Annotated in this window: 18 protein-coding genes; 12 read left to right on the top strand and 6 right to left on the bottom strand. The window is 60.5% G+C overall.

The genetic code is table 11. The features are described from left to right. Positions 1-3 precede the first annotated feature (3 nt). From F759_RS0113515 to F759_RS42125, 8 genes are all read left to right on the top strand, one after another. Positions 4-1,632, top strand: a complete 1,629-nt coding sequence (locus F759_RS0113515) for a type II secretory pathway protein (RefSeq protein ID WP_027800327.1) — start codon at positions 4-6, stop codon at positions 1,630-1,632. A 92-nt stretch (positions 1,633-1,724) separates the two neighbouring features. Then, positions 1,725-2,969: a hypothetical protein gene (locus F759_RS0113510; RefSeq protein WP_322787089.1), complete on the top strand. Its 1,245-nt coding sequence runs from the start codon at positions 1,725-1,727 to the stop codon at positions 2,967-2,969. Continuing rightward, the gene (locus F759_RS0113505) at positions 2,956-3,741 is read left to right on the top strand and encodes a hypothetical protein (RefSeq protein ID WP_027800325.1); all 786 of its coding nucleotides are present in this window, start codon (positions 2,956-2,958) and stop codon (positions 3,739-3,741) included. The genes F759_RS0113510 and F759_RS0113505 overlap by 14 nt, the downstream gene beginning before the upstream one ends. A gap of 16 nt (positions 3,742-3,757) precedes the next feature. Further along, entirely contained in the window at positions 3,758-6,031 is a 2,274-nt protein-coding gene (locus F759_RS0113500) for an ATPase, T2SS/T4P/T4SS family (protein WP_027800324.1), read from the top strand. Next, positions 6,028-7,158 (top strand): hypothetical protein, encoded by a 1,131-nt coding sequence (locus F759_RS0113495; RefSeq protein ID WP_027800323.1) that lies wholly within the window; start codon positions 6,028-6,030, stop codon positions 7,156-7,158. The genes F759_RS0113500 and F759_RS0113495 overlap by 4 nt, the downstream gene beginning before the upstream one ends. A gap of 9 nt (positions 7,159-7,167) precedes the next feature. Continuing rightward, on the top strand, positions 7,168-7,806 hold the full coding sequence (locus F759_RS37705) for a type 4 pilus major pilin (RefSeq protein WP_036024300.1): 639 nt from the start codon (positions 7,168-7,170) through the stop codon (positions 7,804-7,806). Positions 7,807-7,817: 11 nt separating this feature from the next. After that, a complete protein-coding gene (locus F759_RS0113485) occupies positions 7,818-8,951 on the top strand; it encodes a hypothetical protein (protein WP_027800322.1) in 1,134 nt (377 codons plus the stop codon). A gap of 453 nt (positions 8,952-9,404) precedes the next feature. Continuing rightward, positions 9,405-9,647 (top strand): hypothetical protein, encoded by a 243-nt coding sequence (locus F759_RS42125; RefSeq protein WP_152530630.1) that lies wholly within the window; start codon positions 9,405-9,407, stop codon positions 9,645-9,647. A 60-nt stretch (positions 9,648-9,707) separates the two neighbouring features. Here the strand turns inward: F759_RS42125 and F759_RS0113475 are convergent, their stop codons facing one another. The 6 genes from F759_RS0113475 to F759_RS0113450 all read right to left on the bottom strand — a co-directional run bounded on the left by F759_RS0113475 (position 9,708) and on the right by F759_RS0113450 (position 15,109). Beyond that, positions 9,708-10,778 carry a CAP domain-containing protein gene (locus F759_RS0113475; RefSeq protein ID WP_036024298.1) on the bottom strand — a complete coding sequence of 357 codons (1,071 nt, stop codon included), beginning with the start codon at positions 10,776-10,778 and terminating at the stop codon, positions 9,708-9,710. Between the two features lie 220 nt (positions 10,779-10,998). Beyond that, positions 10,999-11,367, bottom strand: a complete 369-nt coding sequence (locus F759_RS0113470) for a hypothetical protein (protein WP_322787088.1) — start codon at positions 11,365-11,367, stop codon at positions 10,999-11,001. 19 nt (positions 11,368-11,386) lie between these two features. Then, positions 11,387-11,566 (bottom strand): hypothetical protein, encoded by a 180-nt coding sequence (locus F759_RS0113465; RefSeq protein ID WP_027800318.1) that lies wholly within the window; start codon positions 11,564-11,566, stop codon positions 11,387-11,389. Beyond that, positions 11,556-12,743: a FlhC family transcriptional regulator gene (locus F759_RS0113460; protein WP_027800317.1), complete on the bottom strand. Its 1,188-nt coding sequence runs from the start codon at positions 12,741-12,743 to the stop codon at positions 11,556-11,558. Before F759_RS0113460 ends, F759_RS0113465 begins: the two co-directional genes overlap by 11 nt. 40 nt (positions 12,744-12,783) lie before the next feature. Beyond that, positions 12,784-14,028: a coiled-coil domain-containing protein gene (locus F759_RS0113455; RefSeq protein WP_027800316.1), complete on the bottom strand. Its 1,245-nt coding sequence runs from the start codon at positions 14,026-14,028 to the stop codon at positions 12,784-12,786. Between the two features lie 376 nt (positions 14,029-14,404). Next, complete coding sequence (locus F759_RS0113450; RefSeq protein ID WP_027800315.1) at positions 14,405-15,109, bottom strand: nuclease-related domain-containing protein; 705 nt, start codon at positions 15,107-15,109, stop codon at positions 14,405-14,407. Positions 15,110-15,657: 548 nt separating this feature from the next. Here F759_RS0113450 and F759_RS0113445 point away from each other — a divergent pair. From F759_RS0113445 to ssb, 4 genes are all read left to right on the top strand, one after another. Further along, a complete protein-coding gene (locus F759_RS0113445) occupies positions 15,658-15,951 on the top strand; it encodes a hypothetical protein (protein ID WP_244438823.1) in 294 nt (97 codons plus the stop codon). A gap of 124 nt (positions 15,952-16,075) precedes the next feature. Beyond that, positions 16,076-16,504 (top strand): hypothetical protein, encoded by a 429-nt coding sequence (locus tag F759_RS0113440; protein ID WP_027800313.1) that lies wholly within the window; start codon positions 16,076-16,078, stop codon positions 16,502-16,504. Between the two features lie 8 nt (positions 16,505-16,512). Further along, complete coding sequence (locus F759_RS0113435; RefSeq protein WP_036024294.1) at positions 16,513-17,352, top strand: hypothetical protein; 840 nt, start codon at positions 16,513-16,515, stop codon at positions 17,350-17,352. 11 nt (positions 17,353-17,363) lie between these two features. Then, positions 17,364-17,909, top strand: a complete 546-nt coding sequence (gene ssb, locus F759_RS0113430; protein WP_027800311.1) for a single-stranded DNA-binding protein — start codon at positions 17,364-17,366, stop codon at positions 17,907-17,909. Positions 17,910-18,124 lie beyond the last annotated feature (215 nt).

The raw sequence follows: 18,124 nt of genomic DNA, 5'->3' as shown, positions 1-18,124 counted from the left end.
CCGATGCGCCACGCTTTCATCTTGAGGACTGCGACTGCTGGTGCGTGCGCGCTGGTCATCGCCGGCTGCGCCGTCACGCAAGGCGATGTCAATTCGGCCTACGACTCGGCAAACAGCACCGCCAGCGCTGCCATGAATAACCTGCCCGGCTCGATGGCGCTCGTTGAAGATGTGCCCACGGCGTTCCTCGGCGATCGCCTCGTGCCGGTCGCGTATGAAGCGACGCTGCCGGCGACGTTTCGTGAGAAGCGCATCACGATGCCCGCGAACCTCGACATCAACCGGATCGCTAACCTGGTGTCTGGCGCGACAGGCTATGCCGTTCATCTGAGCCCTGACGTCTTCGTGCCGCGGAGTTCGCTCGTGCCGCGCGAGGGCGCATCGTCGGGTGGCAAGTCGTCGTCCGCACCAGGCGGCAACAGCGCGAGCAACTATGAGAAGCCCCGCTATGCGCAGGTGTTTGACGGCCCGGCTGGCGAGTACCTGACCCGCATGACGCAGGATCTCGGGCTCGACTGGTCGTTCGATGGCTCGACCATCAATATCACGCGGTTTGTGACCCGCATGTACCAGATTGCCGCGATTCCGGGCAAGGTCTCCATCAAGTCCACCATGTCCAAGGGCATGGACACCTCGACCGGCAACCAGTCGAATGGCAGCGGTGGTGGAGGAAGCGGTGACACGGGTTCTTTCTCGGCGCAGACCTCGACGGGCCGTCAGGGTGAGTTCGATCAGATCCAGTCGATCACGGACGCGCTGAACAAGCTGCGCTCGCCCATGGGCAGCGTCAACGTCAATCCGCAAAGCCGTCTGGTCATGGTCCACGACACGCGCGAGGCCGCAGATGCGATGGGCAAGCTGCTCGCGCAGGAAAACGCGGTATCGACGCGTCAGGTCGCAATCCGCGTGCGTACCCTGCAAATTGCACTGAACCGCGGCAGCCAGGCAGGCGCCAATGCCGATGTCGTGTTCAACGCAATTGAGGGCGGCCTCGCCAAGTACGCGATCAGCTTTACGTCGCCCACGTCGCTGTCGTCCGGTGGTGGCACGCTCGGCATGTCCGTGTTGCGCCCGAATGCGCCGTTCTCCGGCACCAATGCGGTCATCAACGCACTCAACCAGTACGGGCGCACAGTGCAGGACAACACGCAGACCAAGCTCACGCTCAATGGCCTGCCAGTGTCCATCGCTTCGTTCCAGAGCGACGACTACCTGCGCTCGACGACGTCCTCCGCAGGCAGCCTGACGGCGACGTCGGGCGGCGTTCCCGGCCTGAACCCGGGCACCGTGACGACAGGCGATTTCGTGAACATCCTGCCGTCGGTGAACGATCACAACCAGATCGTGCTCGCGTACTGGAGCGACAGTTCGAAGCTGAACGGCCCCTTCACCGAGAAGTCGGTCGGCTCTGGCCAGACGCAGCAGACGATCCAGCTTGCACACACCGTGGGCAGCAAGGACGATCAGATTGTCGCGTTGGCCGATGGCCAGACGGTCGTGCTGTACGGCGAGATGACCGATCACGCCGACAGCACGACGAATGGGGGCATCGCCGGTATCACGGGTCTGTGGAACAAGGCGAAGACGTTCCAAGTGATCATGCTGACGGCTTCGGTCGTCCCGTCGATGTGAGCGGGCTCATGCACATCACGGATCCACTGCCGCGCGAAAAGAACGCGCGTCTCATCTTCGGGCTCGAGTGGCGCGCGTACCCGTCGAAGCAGATGCGGGCGGAGCGCCGTCGCTATGCCGACGATTTCGGCGCGACCCACTATGTCGAATACAGGATCGGCAAGGACGTCATCGGTGGGTTCTGCGCGCCCGAGATGGCCGAGCTTAAGGGTGCAAAGCTTTACTCGGGCGCCGCGCGCATTGCACAGCATGACCGGGTGAAGGGCAAGGCGGCTGTGGCCGTGCTGCTGCAGGACGATCAGCGCGTGCACGTCGTGTTCGTTGTACGCGGGGTCGTGCGTAGCGATGAGGTGCTCACGGTACCGCAGGTCCACGAGAGGAAGCTCTCCATCGAGCAGGAATGTCTGAAGCTGAACCTGCCGCTCACGACGCTCGGCTCGGGGCCGGCCGTGGGAGACGTCGACGAGAGTTTCGGTGCGGCCGCGCTGCTTGATGCGCGAAGAAGCGCGCGCGTTGGCAAGGTGCCCGCCAGCGTTCCTTCCATAGTGCCCATCGTGGTCATTGGCGCCGCGGTGATTTTTGGTGGCATCGAACTGGTCGACATTCTCAATCCGCCGCCGCCACCCGCACCGCGCGAACCGTCGTTCGAGGAGAAGTATGCCTCGCAGGTGCGTCAGACGTTCGCCGCAAAGATGCCGCGCGCCAATCTGCTTGCGCCCGCGCTGCTTGCGACGCTCGGCAACAGCGAGACGGTCGTTGCAGGCTTTGTGTTCGAGAAGGCGGTGTGCGGCACGCAGGGCTATTGCGCACTGACGCTGCGTCGCTACGGCGGCAGCTTCGACGATCTTCGACAGACCGCGCCTGAGTCGATGCGCCCGCTGCATTTCGATGCGGATGGACTGCATGCAGGGGCGCGCGGTCCTGATGTTCCCACAGTCGCGTTCGTGACTGCGAAAGATCAGAGCACCTGGCCCACGGAGCAAGGGCTGATCGAAGCCTTGCAGACACCGCCACAGAGGCTTTCCGCAAAGCCGTTCGAACTCGACAGCTACGGTTACACCGTACACCTCGAGCCCCCGAAGCCACTCCTCGCGGCTCGGATGGGCGCTAACGACTCCCGCCCGGAGCGGTTAATCCGCGTGGGCGACTGGACCATCAGCGGATACCGGTGGCAATCGCCGTTGCTGGCGAAGCTGCCTTCGAACATGACACTGGACACGATGACCGTTGAGCTGAAGCTTGGAGAGGCCGGCGCGAACAGGTCGCAAAGCGGCGAGGCGGTCGTCCAGAACGGTATCCATTTCACAGCCAGGGGCAAATACTATGTTCTCAACTAAAGTCCTGCCGGCGCTCGCGTGCGCCTTGATGGTTGCTTCGGTCGCCGTCCATGCCCAGCCAAAGACGAAGACGGTGCAGCCACAGTCAGTCGGCTCACATGTGCCGTCCGCGGACCTCGATCTGAGCACGGAATCGCCGGCGGCTGATGCAACTGCGCATACGAGCGTGGCCTCGCAGGCCGCAGTCCCACAGTCCACAGCGTCACAGTCCGCAACCGCCACGTCTGTTTCCGCTGCGCCGGCGTCGGCGTCGGCGACTGTGCCGTCAGAGTCCCGCCTTTCCATCGAGGATGTGGACCGGATCGCGCGTTCGTCCATCGCGCGGCAACTGGCGGGCAACGGGAGCGCGCTGCCCGGTGGTGTGGCTTTGAATGGTGCTGCTCCGGCGGTGGCGCCCGCCACTGCTCCTGCACCCCCCGTGAATAGCAAGCCTGCGCCCGTTCGTTCGCGCGCGGAGCCTGTGCGGTTTGTTGGCGCCTTCAGCGACATGAGCGGACAGTCGGTGCTCTACGAGTACCGCAATGCATCGTATCCCGCACACGTCGGCGCCAGGCTTCTTAACGGCTGGACTGTGAAGCGCGTCGACGGGTTCGTGGTGACCGTTGCTGACGGGACAGGCAAGGGCGCGCGCACCTGGACTGAAACGATAGTTGGGGGCACCCCCGCGCAGGACGTCCAGCAATCGGGGGTGAGCGGGCTGGCGGTTCGAGGTTTGCCGGATCTGTCGGGCCCGCTGCCTCCGAACATTCCTCTTTCCGCTATTGCTCGCTAACAAGGGACGCTGACCCATGAGTATGTTTTCTGGAATCGAAAAGAACGAGCCGTCCACTGGCGGCATCTTCGGACGCTTGCGCGCGTTCCGGGCGGGTTTCTCGGAGGACTCGGCGTCGTCCATGCCCATTGCCGGGTCGGACAAGCTGGATGCCGCTAATCGTGAACCGCGCTTCAGCAAGAAAAGCACGAAGGTGAAAGCCGAACCGGTTGAAGCAAAGCCGGGGCAACCGATGACGCTCGGTATGCGCCTGCGGATGGCCGACATCAGTGACGTCGACGCGCACGAGGACGGCAATCCGGATTTTCTGCATTCACCGGACGCCCGGCCGTTCGACCACATGAACGAACCGTCGGCGAGAGCAGACGAGCGGCCAGTAGATGACGGCAAAACGGGATTCTCTGCCAGTCCTGCCGAAGCTGCGCCTGCAACGTCGACGATCAACATAGAGGCAACGGTCGAAGTCGCCGCCGGGGATGCGCGTCGTCCAGCTTATCCAGAGGCTGACCTGCGCACGAAGCCGGAGTCGCCCGAGCTGGATTATCTGAACACATCTTCACCGCTGGCAGACGGGGTGCACGAAATTCATGCGCATGCCGAGCCGGTAGTGCAACAGGAACCGGAATTGATCCCGGTTGGGCTGCCGCAACTGCCGTCGGCCGAAGCGCTCGCATTCAAGCGCATCCTGAGCGAGCGCGGGACCGATGCAACGCTGCGCATCACTGATGCGGCTCGCCGCGAGTTCGTGGCAGTCGAAGTGCAGGCGGGCATGGCGATCGTCGTGACGACCCAGGCGTTCCACGAGTCGGCGCTCTATCCGACGTACCTGAAGGATCTCGAACGCGCCGATATCAAGGTGCATGAAGAGATGATCGCGGTCGAGGCCGTCATCTCCGCGATCTACGGGCGCGAGCGCAATCGGTCGGCGGCAATCGTCCCCGAAACGTCGCGCGCGATTGGAACGTTTCGCGATGTTGCTGAAGCCGCTCACGAATACGGCGCCGGCGACGTCCACTACGAGTACCGCGACTTCAACGATGATGTCGAAGTGCGTTTCCGGGTAAACGGCGACCTTTACACCTATCGCAAGCTGTCCAAGTCGCTGGTGCGTCGCGCACTGTCCGCGTCCTATCAGGACCTGGTCGCTCGCAATACGAACTCAGGCGAGACATTCCAGCCGAGCGCGCCGCAGTCGGCCATGATCCCGCTCGTTGTGCACACGGACATTCTCAACATCCGCTGGCAAAGCTCGCCGCTGGTTGGCGGTTTCGATGTCGCCCTACGCCTGCTCGATGGCAATTTCCGGAATCTCAAACTGCTGATGCCGGACCAGATGGGTCTCACACGCAGCCAGTTGAAGATCCTCGACTCGTTGTGCAATGTAAGTGGCGGGGTATCGATCTTCACAGGTGAAACCGGGTCGGCGAAATCGACACTGCTGCGCGCGCTTTCCTACATGCTGTCGTCCCGCGACCTGCGCAAGCAGTATGTCGTGAGCGAACCGTCGGAGTACCCGCATCCGTGGCTGTCGGAAATTTCGATTCCGCGCCGGCCGGACGAGTCGGACGAGGACGCGAGTCGCAAAGGGGCCGAGGTCATTCGCACGCTGATGCGGATGGACCCGGATGACCTGACCGTCAATGAGATCCGCGACCGCGTGATGGCTGCTCTCGTCGCGGAGCTGGCACTGACCGGCCACCCGGTCAGAACAACCCTCCACGCGGACAGTGCGATCGGCGCATTCATGCGGCTCGCAGGCGGCCGTCTGCAGTTGCCGATGGACGAAATGTCGTCGGAGAAGTTCGTCAACGCAGTCGCCAATCAGAAGCTGATTCCGCTGCTGTGCCCGCATTGCAAGGTTCCCGCGCGCGACGTGCTGAGCGCAACGCAGGTCGACACGCTCGAGAAGAAGTTCGGGCTCGACACGTCGACGATGGCATGCCGCGACGAAGCCGGTTGTGAGCACTGCCGCCTGAAGGGCCTCTTCACCCGCGCTGGCAAAGTAGCTGCCGGCACCAAGGGGCAGACGCTAGCGATGGAGATTTTCCGGCCGACGCTGGAGTTTCTTGACCATGTGGCAGTGCGCGACTGGCGCGGCGCGGAGAAGGTCTGGCGTTCGACACGCGTGTCTGGTTTCGACGATGACGACATGACGGGAAAAACGATCTACGAGCACGCCCTTTACAAGGCGTCGCAGGGGATCATCGACCCGCGCTTCATCGATACCACGATGCGCTCTTTTGACGAGTACAAGGTTTTCGCAGACCGTGACGGGAGGATGCCGTCGTGATCAGGGGGCTCGTCTACACAGTCTTCATGATGCTGCCGCAGAAAGAACGCATGCGTGTGGCGATCTGGCGATTTAGCAAACTGCGGGAAGGCTTTTATCGTGAAACGCGGCTTGATGTGGCCGCGAAAGGCCTGCGCAATCGCGAGACGCTGCTCGAGCGGCTGACGACGCTGGAGAAGCGTCACCGCAATCGCAAGGGACTGGCTTGGCCAGTCTTCCAGGCTATCGCCAAACGGATGGTGGCGGGGGACAACTTCGCGAACGCGATAAGGCCGTACATCCCGACCGACGAATACGCGCTGCTGGAGATTGCCGGTGCATCGACGCAACAGGATGCGGCGATCCGCGGCCTCGAGCTCGCGGAGATGGCGGCGAACGCGAAAGCGGTACTGGCCACGACGACATCACTGCAGATGGCTTACCCGGCGCTGCTCATCGTCTACATGTACCTGTACGCGATGCTGTTCGGCGGCACGATCTTTCCGGCCGTCGCCGATACGAAGCCGGTCTCGGAATGGTCCCCGTTTGCCCAGGCGCTTTATGCGTTCGACAGCTTTGCGTACCACTACTGGTGGCTGAGCGGCTCGATCGTCGGCGGGATTGTCTTCGGCTATTTTCATACACTCAAGCGCTGGACCGGGCACCTACGGAACAAGGTCGATTCCATGCCGCTGATGTGGCGCAACCGGCGTGATCTGCGCGCCGCTTTGCTGATTGTCTCGCTGGCAGGCCTCTTCGACTCGAACCTCACGTTGCGCGCGTCGCTCGACCGGCTCACGAAGACGGCAGATCCATGGCTCAAATGGCACCTCAACCGGATGGGCCGCAGGCTCACCCAGCGTCCGGACGAGACGATGCGTGCACTCGACACCGGCATCTTTTCCGAAACGGTGATGGACACGATCGCGGACGCGGCCGGTCGTGACCAGTTCGTGCAGGCGATCAAGTCGCTCGGTCGCAACTCACTGGACCGCGTTGTTGCGACGGTCCGCCGCAACGCCCGCATTACGCACTACGTGCTGCTCGGCTTTGCTGTCTCACTCTTTTTCGTTTTCGGCATCGGTTCGTACGTCGCGACCGGTGCTGTCAGCTTCGATTCGTCATCGTCGGCTGGCGCCAATTACTGAGGACCCGAAATGACTAACAACACCGCGAAGCGGAAGACCAATTCGTCAACCCCCGTAGCCGCACCTGCACTAGCCGGTCGGAAGTCGTCGCTCCTCAGGATGGGTCGTCGGCGCCGGCAGTCGGGCGAACTGTCGTTGATCGAGGGAGCGGCGGTCATGGCGGGCGCGGCGCTGCTCGCGCTTGTGGTCTATCAGGGGCGGTCATTCGTGATGGATCGCATCCACGCGCATCAGTTCAAGAGCGAAGCGCAGCTTTTTCGTAGTGGCATTCAGGACGCCACCTCGAGCGACGTCGATTTCTCAAGCGAGACGCAACAGACGCTCGCGAAGAACCATGCGTTTGACTCAGCGAATTCCCGCGTGAACACGTCCACCGGCGCGCTGACGGGAATTTTCGGCGGTGCAGTGACCGCCGTGCCCGGAACGATCGCGTCGACGGACGACGCAATGATCGTGACTTATCCGGTGCCGAGCACGGTGTGCTCGCTGTCGATCGGTGCGGTCGCTGGGGCTTATGCGAAGGTGACCGTCAACGGGACAACCGTGTACGACCCGGACACGCCGTTTAGCGGTGCGACGGCAGGTACGGCATGCGCCTCGGCCGGTGCCACAGCGAGCATCGGCATGTACGCCACTCACAATAACTAAGGGCGCCGGGTATGTTCAGCATCGTTGAGATGGTTGTCGTGCTGGTCGCTGCGGCATTGATGACGGTCGTCGGTATCAAGGAGGACGCAGCAAAGCGGCGCAACCAGGTGCTGACGGCCGAGGGGCAGAACGAGGCGGTGATCAATGCGGCGCTCGGTAACTGGGTAACCAAAAACTACGCGGCGCTCACGCAGAACGGTCCTGTAGATGTGGTGCCCCCGACAGATCTGCCCACGCTCGACCAGCTGTTTACCCAAAACAACGTGAAGCAGCCGCATGCGAACGGTCCATTTTGGGGTGGCACATACGTCATCAGTATGAGTGTGGGTCCATCGACGTGTTCCGTCGGTACAGGGGACTGCCACGTGAGCTATGTCCTGTATCCGTCGAAGCCCGTAACCCGCGGTGGCAACGCTGACGCGATCGGCGCATCGATTATCGCGCAGGCGGGAGGCAACGCCTTCGGCTTTTCGAAGCTGCCGAATCCGGGGACCATAACGGGGCTTAACGGATCATGGAATGCAACCAACCCCTTGCCGGGTAGTCCGGCTGGCGCTGTCCTCGCGACCAACGGCCCGTCGTCGGATGGTAACTCGGTGTACATCCGACGCGATGGCGCGCTGACGTGGACCGGCGATCAGAACGTCAATCACGTCAGCCTTCACAATGTGCATAACCTCGATGCCGAAGGTACGGTCAGCGCGGCGAATATCGGGACCACTGGCGCGGTGGCTGCGAGCGGCGCGGTTTCCGCGGGCACAACTGTCTCGACGGGCAACATCGGCTGGCCGCGAGTGGCGTGCCCGAAGATCAGCCAGATAACGGGCGCGAGCGACAACTCGGGCCTGATGCTGTCCTGTCAAAGCGTGTCAGGTGTTCTGCAGTGGATGCCAATCGGCGGTCCCAAGCTCTGGTACGGCTATACCGCGATACCGAACGGCAACGGCACGTTCGTGCCGAATCCGAACTGTCCTGCGGGTGGGACACCGCAGCTAGTGGTGTCGGGCCAGAGCATGTACACCGACCCGACTCGCGTCACTAACTACCCAGCGACCGGAAGCGGGCCATGGACGGTCTATATCACGGATGGCAGCGGAAGCATCATACCCGGTAGTGCCGTCGCGACAAGCTTCTGTACTTATTGAAGAGGACGGGAAATGAGCTTCGCCAGGATTTTCATATGGATCGCCGTGCTTACGGGGATCGCGACGGCCAGCAGCGCAGCAATGGCGGGGCCGGTTTTGTGCTCGGTGAACAATCAGGATTCGACATGTGTCGGGCATCTGACGACCGCATGGGAGGCGCCTCCCACGTGTCCTGATCAGCCTGGATGGACGACGGCAGCACCGGCGCAATGGATCGGGTCGCAATACTCAGCGCCGCAGTGCAACTATCAAGCGCCGCCGACGTGCCCTGCCAACTTCACGCAAACGTCGCCGCCCACATGGACTGGTTCGGGTTGGACTTCGCCCGGGTGCTCCGCTCCACAAACCCCGCCGCCGCCGACTCAACCTCCAGGCAACCTGGCAGCAATCTGCGAGACCGCCATAAGTAACTATGCGGCCCGAGCGGGAGTGCATTATGGCCCGTGGGGGACCATGCAGGGGCCATACCCCGTTACCGCCTCCAACCCGTACTCACCGCAGTTCCAGGGCGGGGGCTGGGGTTCGACAGGGCCAGGTGGAGTAGGCCCCGCCGATTTCTATTACATCCCTGACCTCGGGGCGAGCGGAAACAACGGCGTCTGCTGGTTTCAAAGCGGAACGTCGAATCTGACAGGGTACGACTACATGATGCCGTTTGGCTACGACGGCGGCGGTGACGGCGGCAGCGGCGGTTGAACAAGTAGTAAGAAAAAAAAAGCGCCCATCGGGCGCTTTTTCTTTGATGTTGATGTGCGATCACGAGCCCGTTGTGAACGTCGCGGTCTTTGTGATCGGCTTGCCGTCACGCTGGCCGGAAAACGTCACCGTGTATGTCGTCTTGGCCGCGAGCGGGGAGAGCGGCAGTAACACAGCGACGCCCGGGAACAATTCTCCATTCACATCGGCTGTTGCACCTGTCGATCCCGTCATTGCTGCGGCCGGAACTATGACACGTGCAGGGACGGTTGCGCCGTTGCCAGTCAAAGTAAAGCTGGTGACAGTCAGGGAGTCGCCCATTTGATCCGCCCTAACGCGGATCAGGACCGGACGGCCGGGCGACGCAACGTCCGGCGCGGGATTCGGGCTTTCCGCGACCATTGCGCGTGCCACGTTGGTTTCCCCGTCGTACGGGGAAATAGCGATCGCTGTTGCCGCCATCTGCTGTCCAGCGGCTGTGTAGAACCCGTTATCGGCAGGCGAACCCGCGACGTTTGTTGTCTGGCCGAAGTCGAGCACACAACCGTATGTGCCCTGGGGAGCATAGGTCACCAAGCCAATACCGACCGTCTCCTGGGTGGATGTTGCCCCCTGAAGGTGGTAAACAGAGTTCAAGGCCTGCCCAAGGCAGTCACTGCCGTTTGCGTCTCCTGTCGATTGAGCCAAACCGACTGCCGCGTTCTCGCCAATCCACTCGGTAACCGGCGCACCGGCCTTTCGAGCACGGCTAAGGGGCGTGGCTTCATAGTAGTTAGCGTTGGTCGAGATTTCGTTATGTGTGACGGCTGTGATATTGCTGGTCGCCAGATTCGTGACCAGATACAACGCGTGCGCTGCCGATGATGTATCGAGCACTGAATCCTGCTTCAGCAGACCGACGCCCATTGCCGAACGGTAGGCATTCAGTTGCGAAAAGATTGCGGCTTGAGCGGTGCTGCCGGCGTAGGTCGGTGCCGGTACCGACGTTTGCAGATTGCCGGCGCCAGACGGTGTCGTAGCCGGTGCAGCCGCTCCCGAGCCACTGCTTCCGCCACCGCCGCCGCAGGCCGACAGCGCTACTGCCGCGGCGAACGAAAAGGCGGTCAGTGCTGAGGTCTTCTTGTGGTTCATTGTTCTGCTTCCTCGATTGTCATGTGGCCGTGCCCCTTGCGCGACCTTGATTTCATCTTATAGAGCGGCAACGAAAGTCAAGTCGCCGTCAGTTGCGGTACCTATTGGACGGTTAGCGCAGACGCCATATTTCGGGCGTGATCCCATGGGTTAACGGAAAAATACGGCCAATGTTGAGCCCTATGCGCCGTAAGTAAGAAAGCGAGCCAGTGGCGGGCTCTCAGCGGCGCTTGCGGCGCCGGTGGAATATGCGAAGACCGATGAAGGCGACGACCAGGGCCAACCCCGTAGCTTCGGGCATTGCCTTAGCGAACCCGGGCACCAGGTGGCAGCCCATGTACAAGCTGAAAAGAGCGATCGCGACGCGACCGAACCATGGCGCGCTCAAAGCAGAGAGGAGTCGCGATGGCCGTGCCGCGGACCAATCGCCATACTCCTCGTTGATCTTTTCGAGGTCGAATTTGTCCGCCGTTTGAGCCCGCTCACTGTGATAGAACTGCTCGTAGCGGTCAAACCGACCGTCTCCGCGACCATCGAGCCATGCCGCGTTACTTTCCCGCGCAAGGTAATCAAAGTCTTGCATTTTCATTGGGCCCATCCTCTTCAACTCAATGCATGATCCCGGCATGCCACGCAACTGCGCCGACAGCGTTCGCGATCACGTGTCCGTCATCTTCGGCGTGAAAAGCCCCAGTCTCCGGATTTTGCCAACCGAACTGGGTCTTGCCGTCGGTGCTGAAAATGACGAGCCCTGCAGGCAACTCGTTGAGCGCGGTGTCAGGCGTCATTGGCCTTTCTCCGCCTGGCGCGACGTTTCATACCAAGCTGTTGCTGGCACGCGGGACAAGTGAACCGGTTATGCATTTCGATCTTGGCGTCGTTGTTCGAGACGACGTAGTGAGTGGTGCACGACCGGCAGGGTGCGGTCGTGAGACGCGTATCGGCCGCCATTGACCGGATAAGATTCCAGCCGCGATCGGCCGATATCACCCGGTTACCGCCAAACAGGCGGTCATATACGTCGTTGGTCGCGATCAGTGCCTCGGGCGGCAGAGCGCCCATTGCTACCGCCGAGCGGTAAAGCCATGCATAGACCGTGGCGTGCAGTCGATGCTGGGGAGTTTCAACGAACCATGGGAGGGAGTTTGCGGTATTGCCACAGGGTGAGCTTTTGCCGTGGATCTTGAAGTACAACCCGCGCATCTGGTTCTGCGTGAGGTTGAACAGGGCGGTGGCCGTCGATGCTCGCAACCCATAAGCAAGCAGGGCGCCGGCGAATGCCTCGTTCTTTGCGCGGCCCAGTCGAAGTTCGCCCCATCGCGCGTCGCTTGGAAGATCACCCGCCCGCGCCGGCGACGTGAACATGATCTGATGCGCAATCATCTCGTCGGTCAATGTGCTACCGACGAACTCATACCAGAACGACTGGCTGTTAAAGCGCCAGCGGAAGAGCGGCAGGCCGTTCATGCGCTGCAAGGCGAGATTGAGTCGATAGGAGGGGACTGTGAGTAGGTACTTTGCCACTTCGGTCGTAATGCCGAGTAATGGCGCGGCAAGCACGCTCATATTGAGAATCTGCGTCACAAGCGAAAGGAACGCCACGTTCTGGTGCCCGACAGCATACGATGCCAATGCGTCAAGTTCCGGTGTTTTCCTTCGCAGGATATCCACCGCCACCGTGGTCGCTGTGTCGTCGACAAAACAGCGCCAGTCCTCGACGGCCTGAAGAGTTGGCTCGACCATCAGGAACGGTGCGCGCAAAAGGTTGCGAAGCGACGATTGATTCAGCTGAAGCTGGTCAAGATCCTTCAGTTCGACGTTAAACACGTCGTTGAAGCGACTGTTCTGCTGCAGCAGCCACTTCATGTGATCAACCATGTTGAAGTTCGCGACCTGGATCTGTTCGGTGAGCCAATCCGGGACGTAAAGGCGGTCGACGGCCCGATAATTTTCTTTAATTTCCATTTCTACAACCTGTATCTCTCGTTGCTGGGCGGGCGGGGAATCACGCGGCGTTGGCGGCGGCAAGTAACTCCTGGTGGAAGGTGCCGACATGATCTGCAAAGGCTGCAAAAAGATTGGCGAAGGGTGCGACCGAACCGCCGGCCGTGACGAGCAACTGGGCCGTCTTGTATTTCTGCATGAACGAACCAAAGTCGTTCATGAGTTCCCGGATGTGTCGCTCGATAGCCTCTTTCGATTCGATCTCGGCCAGTTGCTGCTTGCGCCGTTCTTCCAGCAGAGCGACCTCGGCCTGTAGGCTTTCCATCTGCGAAGTTGCTTCCTTCACCTGTGCCATGAGGCCGTCCGCCGCTTCCTGCAGGTGCTTGATGTTCTCGGACGGTCCGCTGACGATGACTTCCTTCGTCTGAACTCGCTTGGCCGCCTCGGCAAGTTGACGGAGCAAGGTGTCGCGCTCCCGTTCAAGCCTGGATATCTCGGTGTGCATCGTGCTGACGGAACGATTCGCGCCGTCAAGATCGACCATCGTTTTTTTGTTCTTTTCCTTGTCCTGCTCGATCTGCAGACGCAGGTGCTTTGTTTCTTCGGTGAGGTACTGGTTTTCATTGCGAACGTCGTCGAGTTGGCCGACGATCTCGGACAATTGGCTTTTCACCACATCAAGGCTCGCGTCTTTCTCGGCGAGTTTGGCCTTGTAGCTCTCGATGATTTTCTTGACTTCGCGCTTAGACAGGTCGGGGTTCTCTTTCTTTGCCGCCAGCACCGCGTCGATTACTTCATCATCTTGGCTTACAAGCATCTGCATGTCAGTGATCGTCAGCATTTCGACGGCGCCGGCGTTAGTGCTGAAGCGTAGGTAGGAACGGATGTAGACCTTGACGGTGTCTTGTTTTTTCCGGAATGCCTTTTCTACGTAGCGGTAGAACAGTTGTGCTGCCTTGTTGCGTACGTGCCGGGTGTCGCCCTGCGATGCAGCGAAGTGGCTCTCGATCCGGCTGCGCAGATTGAAGAGGATGCCCCCAATGCGCATATGTTCTTCGAGAATCTTCCTAGTTGAGTGCGCGATTTCATTGCTTTCGGATGCGATGATCGCCCGCAGCGACTCCGGGATCTCGTTGCCGAAAAACTGGCGTACGGTATGCGAAATCTCGGACTCGTCCGGTACGTGAGCGAACGCCAGCGGTGTGGACTCAGCGGCCGCCAGGTCGGCGCCGTTGTCGTCCCCCTCAGGCACGGTCGGGTCGAACTCTGGCTCGTTGGTATTTTGCAGCGCTTGTGGATGGCTCATGTTCATTTCCCGCAATATGTTTTCGATGCTGCATGACGCCGTGCGCGGCGGACGCAGTTGGACGTCATGACCGGAGAAGATGCCCTTTCGGCCAGAAAGCGTTCAGTCTGGGGAGGGCGAAGGTATTTCTCATTTTTCATTGCGGAAGCCTTTAGTTGATCGCTCTTTTGGGCGCACATCCGAACGGGCGTTCGACTCTTAACCTGCGAGTCTCTTGGAGTTCCCCGGAACTCCAGTCCAGATTACGCTTCGTTTCCTGCCCGTCATTCCGGAAAGCGGCAGAAAAATAGCCGTCTTTGACGGATACATCAGACAAATATGCCGAAGCAAACGTTTAGATTCGGCAAAACCGACTAAAACTTTAGGAAAGAAGCGGCTATTTTTTAGGGCTAACCCTCAGCCTTTCGCGATGCTTTCTAACGGCCGCATCGTCTGCGGTGGCAATTCGCTGGATGGCATGCCATGCAGCCGCTACATTTATCGGAATCGTTGTGCTCGCTGCGTGCCGAGCGCGCCTGTCCCTTAGCCACTGGCGCAAGTCGGCGCGGCGTACGATGTTGACGGGCAGTTCCGGCGATAGGACACAACTGTCGCTAGCGAATACGCCCGCGCCTTCTATGAACCACACCGGCGGCAATATCCCGCGCAGGAACGCAAGTTTCGAGCGGTTCTGGCTGAGCGGGGACTTGCGCGCCTGCGGCTCACCGTCGGCGCCGATACGTATCAACACCTCCGCACTCGGCCCTGGCTTGATCAGACCCGTCCAGTTCTTCGTCTCGAAGACGAAAATCCCGAAGGGCGTGATCGCAAGATGGTCGACCTCGGCGGTGGGAAACTCTGTGCCGGGCGCATGGTTGAGCAGGACAGGGCCGCAGTGCAAGTAGAAGTTCCGGCCGCAAAGCCAGGTGAGGATATCCAACAACTCGGCCTGAACGCGCGCCTCGCCTTCGTCGCCACTACGGTCGTTGCGGATCTTTCGGAGCGGCGACTCCTCCCTGGCGCGTGGGTTGAGACCGCGTGCACGTAAGGTCCGCCATGCAACGAAGGCAACCGCGGCCAGGATCCACAGGCTTGTACTCATGACTCACTCCAATATCAGACGGTGAGTCAAGCTTGCCAGGAGGATGACAAAGTCAAGCGACCGGTTCCAAGGGGCGGAGAATCTCCACCCTCACATTGCAGCCCGAAAAGCTCCAGTTTTTCTGGAGCTTTCCGTGTTAAGACCGTGAGCCGGCTCGTCCCTGCGGTACGACGATGGTGGGCGGCGAAAAAGCGTAAGCCGCATGAAGTTCGTGAGCATTCCGGGCTCTCAGTAACGCTGGCCCCGGTAACCTCGTCCTATCTCCCGCGTCGGCTCGACGCATCGAAAGTAGCGTGCAGGCCCTCGCGCGCCTATTCCTTACCTTCCCCGCCTGACGTGACAACACGCCAGCCCTTCCGTGCGCGCCCCCCAAAAGCCGGACGCGGACGAAAGCGCATGGCGCCGAGTTTCCTTGCTCGTTGAGCATCGAAACCCCCGGACGTTGTCCGGACATTCCTTTGTGAATTTTTCTGGAGAGAAAAATGCTGAAAGTTCTGTTTAGAAACGCTATCACCTCGCCTGGCAAGCTGGTCGCACTGTGCTTCGTCGTGTATTTCGCGACGATCTCATTTGTCGTCGCTGCATTCCTTCTTCTGCTCAGCGCACGCTGGGTGATGGTGGAGATGAAGAAAAAGGCGAAGGCAATCGAAGCAGCGGAAGCCGAAGCTGAAGCTGCACGCGCAGAAGCGCAAAAGCTTGCATCCCGTCAGATGGCCGCAAGTGGAAGCGTCGAAAACGTAACCGCTTCGGCCGCAGCGAATGACAGCGTTGCAGCGCCTGCGCCGGCAAAGCAATACGCCAAGTCGGCCGTCGTCATTCCTTTCAAGACCGGTACCCAGTAAGTCGGGTCACCGCAAGAACCTACCGTCACCTTGGGCTTCCGCCCTGGTGACGGCACCTTACCCCGCCGGGAATCCCATTCCCGGTCATGGGACATGAGATTGCCGGCACCACCGGAGCAATCTCATGGAAATGCATGTGGCTGCCTGGCAGCTGGACATGTTCGGCGAGTCATCGCCGGTTGTCGTTACCCCTCCCAAGCCTGAGCCTTTGCCTGACCCCCATCTGTGGGCCGACGCGGTTCGCGAAAAGATGATCGATGCGTTGATCTCTCTCGCGAGCGACAGCCGCCGCGGCGACAGCATGCCGGAGTCGCTGATGGATTGTGCGGCGCTGCTTTCCGAGCGACTTCGCAATCGCAAGATCGACATCGACGACTATCACGCAACCCTCGGATGGATCATGGGTTACTGGCAGGGCGCCTTGCCCTATATCTATGTGTGCAAGGTCAACGGCGTTGACCCGGAGACAATGCAGGACGTGATCCTGACCACGCCGCTGCTCGAGCGTGATCTTCGCGAACTGCGCCGCATGTGCTTCGGCACCCTGCTATAGGAGGCATCGTGCGAAACACTGCGACACTTTTGACCCGCGTGCTCGCGGATCTCTTCCCGGGCAAATCTGCCATTCAACATCCCCCAAAACAGCCGTCACCGGAACCAGCGATGTCGCCGATGACGTCGACCGCGGCTGCTGCTCCTGATAACGGTACAGCCGCAAGCGTCGTGGGACAGGGCGCCGTCAACGAAACGGTAGTAACGATAGGCGATACGCCGCATCTGTTTGTGGACGAGGGCGACCACATCGTCCAGTTCACGCCGGCTTTCGACGACCGCACGGAAGAGACCGAGTTTGGCATGAAGATCGTGCCTGACCTCGAGCCTCACTGGTCCAAGGTGGCTGTCCATCGTTGTCCGCTCAAGATCGCTATTGCTACCGCCATACGCCAGGGAAACGACACTGTCATGAGCCCTGCAGTGAAGGCGACGCCGGAAGTCTCCGGCAACGGCTCCCGATCACCACTTCCGGAGACGGAGGAAGAACGCTTCGACGCCGGCGACGTGAGCCCGGTGCGCCAGCGTCGCGAACAGTCGGTGGACGCATCTACGGTGGTCGGCCGGATTGTTTCCTGGGGCGAAGAGAGGTTTCCCGACCGGAAGAAGCCGGGGCGGTTCTACAAGTCGTTTGCCATTCATATCGACACCACGTCCGGCAAGCGGACACTGCAAGGCGAGGGCTTGAAGGAGGCCATAGCTGAATGCAGGTGTGTAGTCGGTGACGTTGTGTCTGTCAGGCGCCTTCGCAAGATCAAGGTACCTGCAATCAGGGCGGATGGCTCGGCAATGGTCAAGGACGGCAAGCCGGTCATGTGGGACAAATGGCTCTGGTCAATCACTAAATAGAGGTAATTCAAATGGCATCTGTAAATAAGGTGATCCTCGTCGGCAATCTCGGCGCTGATCCCGAAGTTCGTTATCTCCCTAGCGGCGACGCTGTGGCTAACATTCGACTGGCAACAACTGACCGCTACAAGGACAAGGCGTCGGGCGAAATGAAGGAAGCAACGGAATGGCATCGTGTTTCCTTCTTTGGTCGGCTTGCCGAAATCGTTTCGGAATATCTGAAAAAGGGTTCGTCGGTCTATATCGAAGGCCGTATCCGGACGCGCAAGTGGCAGGCGCAGGATGGCACCGATCGTTACTCCACTGAGATCGTGGCTGAGCAGATGCAGATGCTTGGCGGTCGTCGCAGTGAAGACGACGGCGATGGTGGCTTCGAGCAGCGAGCCGGCGGTCGCGCTCAGCGCCCGGCGGCTGCGTCCCGCTCCACTGGATCCCGCGCGGCTGATGACGTTGGTACTCGTGCTCAGCCTCCACAACCTTCGCATGGTGGCGGTGGCGGTATGCGAGCACCAGCGGGCGGCGGATTCGACGACATGGATGACGACATACCATTCTAAGGATTACTAAAGGAATGATGTCGGAATGATCCCCGTATTTACGGGACTTCGCGGTCTGCAATCTGATCCCGGAAACACTCACCGATCTGTCAGCTTCACTCCCGTATCTCCTCACCATCGCAACGGCACACCTTCGGGTGTGTCGTGCGACGGATCTTCTGCCCAGCGGTTCTCGCGATTCTCTTACCTCATAGCACGTCTGCTGAGAAAAGCCG

Source organism: Paraburkholderia dilworthii, assembly GCF_000472525.1.
GTDB lineage: Bacteria > Pseudomonadota > Gammaproteobacteria > Burkholderiales > Burkholderiaceae > Paraburkholderia > Paraburkholderia dilworthii.
This window is presented reverse-complemented; position numbering and strand designations above follow the sequence as displayed.

Excerpts from the sequence above, each read along its gene's own strand:
- F759_RS0113515 (WP_027800327.1), top strand. The coding sequence starts at position 4 with ATGCGCCACGCTTTCATCTTGAGGACTGCGACTGCTGGTGCGTGCGCG.
- F759_RS0113510 (WP_322787089.1), top strand. The coding sequence starts at position 1,725 with ATGCGGGCGGAGCGCCGTCGCTATGCCGACGATTTCGGCGCGACCCAC.
- F759_RS0113505 (WP_027800325.1), top strand. The coding sequence starts at position 2,956 with ATGTTCTCAACTAAAGTCCTGCCGGCGCTCGCGTGCGCCTTGATGGTT.
- F759_RS0113500 (WP_027800324.1), top strand. The coding sequence starts at position 3,758 with ATGAGTATGTTTTCTGGAATCGAAAAGAACGAGCCGTCCACTGGCGGC.
- F759_RS37705 (WP_036024300.1), top strand. The coding sequence starts at position 7,168 with ATGACTAACAACACCGCGAAGCGGAAGACCAATTCGTCAACCCCCGTA.
- F759_RS0113485 (WP_027800322.1), top strand. The coding sequence starts at position 7,818 with ATGTTCAGCATCGTTGAGATGGTTGTCGTGCTGGTCGCTGCGGCATTG.
- F759_RS42125 (WP_152530630.1), top strand. The coding sequence starts at position 9,405 with ATGCAGGGGCCATACCCCGTTACCGCCTCCAACCCGTACTCACCGCAG.
- F759_RS0113475 (WP_036024298.1), bottom strand. The coding sequence starts at position 10,778 with ATGAACCACAAGAAGACCTCAGCACTGACCGCCTTTTCGTTCGCCGCG.
- F759_RS0113470 (WP_322787088.1), bottom strand. The coding sequence starts at position 11,367 with ATGAAAATGCAAGACTTTGATTACCTTGCGCGGGAAAGTAACGCGGCA.
- F759_RS0113465 (WP_027800318.1), bottom strand. The coding sequence starts at position 11,566 with ATGACGCCTGACACCGCGCTCAACGAGTTGCCTGCAGGGCTCGTCATT.
- F759_RS0113460 (WP_027800317.1), bottom strand. The coding sequence starts at position 12,743 with ATGGAAATTAAAGAAAATTATCGGGCCGTCGACCGCCTTTACGTCCCG.
- F759_RS0113455 (WP_027800316.1), bottom strand. The coding sequence starts at position 14,028 with ATGAGCCATCCACAAGCGCTGCAAAATACCAACGAGCCAGAGTTCGAC.
- F759_RS0113450 (WP_027800315.1), bottom strand. The coding sequence starts at position 15,109 with ATGAGTACAAGCCTGTGGATCCTGGCCGCGGTTGCCTTCGTTGCATGG.
- F759_RS0113440 (WP_027800313.1), top strand. The coding sequence starts at position 16,076 with ATGGAAATGCATGTGGCTGCCTGGCAGCTGGACATGTTCGGCGAGTCA.
- ssb (WP_027800311.1), top strand. The coding sequence starts at position 17,364 with ATGGCATCTGTAAATAAGGTGATCCTCGTCGGCAATCTCGGCGCTGAT.